This is a genomic window from Asticcacaulis sp. AC402 (assembly GCF_000495835.1).
Classification (GTDB): domain Bacteria; phylum Pseudomonadota; class Alphaproteobacteria; order Caulobacterales; family Caulobacteraceae; genus Asticcacaulis.
Genome location: NZ_AWGC01000068.1, coordinates 1 through 1154, shown reverse-complemented (window position 1 = coordinate 1154; position 1154 = coordinate 1). Strand labels below are relative to the sequence as shown.

At 60.1% G+C, this 1154-nt stretch carries 1 protein-coding gene; it reads left to right on the top strand.

The features are described from left to right. On the top strand, positions 1 to 1154 hold a 1154-nt coding region (locus ABAC402_RS0121080), incomplete at both ends, for a cadherin-like domain-containing protein (protein WP_155847504.1).

Sequence of the window (1154 nt, the reverse complement as noted above, 5' to 3'; positions counted from 1 at the left end):
CCGGAGCTGACCGGTGAACAGACCGTGCTCGAAAACGGCACCGAAGACGAAGCTTACCTGGTCACCGAAGCGGAGCTGCTGGCTGGCTTCACCGATGTCGATACCTCGGATGACCTGTCGATCATCAACCTGACGGCCAGCAACGGCGCCATCATCACCGAGGTCGAAGAGGGCCTGTACAGCATCAGCCATGCCGCCGACTACAATGGCAACATCACCCTCAGCTACAATGTCTGGGACGGCCATAAGGGCGGATCGATCGAAGCCGAGCTCAGCTATACGCTCGACGCCGTCAACGACGCCCCGATCGGCGACGACTCCGCCTCGATCATGGGCACCGAAGACGAGGACAAGGTCATCGACATCGCCGACCTGATCAGCGACGTCGACAACAGCGACGATGAACTGACGATCACGGCCGAAAGTGAAGACGGCACCATCTCCATCGACGGAACCGAAATCACCTTCACCCCGGACGCCGACTTCCAGGGCTCGACCACCATCACCTACACGGTCGAGGACGAAGACGGCGAAACGGATACGGGTACGCTGTCAGTCATTATCGAAAACACCAACGACGCGCCGACCGCTGACGACTTCGACGGCGGTACCACCGAGGAAGAAACAGCGATCGTCCTTGATGTCGCCGACCATATCGCGGATATCGACCCTGGCGCGGACCTTGAGGTCACCGAGGCCGAAAGCGATAACGGCACGGTGACCATCAATGGCACCGAACTGACCTTCACGCCGGCGGACGACTTCTACGGCGAAGCCACCATCACCTACACGGTCAGCGATGGCGAGACCACGACCCAGGGTACGATCACGGTCGACGTCACCAACACCTATGACGCCCCGTCCATCCTCCCGGGCGCCGAGCCGCTGGATATGCTGGAAGACACCGTCATCAACCTGACGGTTGCGGACTTCCTCACCGCCATCTCCAACCCCGACAATGCCGAGGTCACGATCACCGATGTCTTCGCCTCCGAAGGCGAGATCACCCTGAATGGCAACGGCACCTACCGCTACAACCCGCCCAACGACTATTACGGCGAAGTCACCATCAACTTCACCCTGTCCGACGGCACGACCGAGGTCCTCTCCGAGCTCAAGATCAATATCGAGAACGTCAATGATGCTCCGGACGC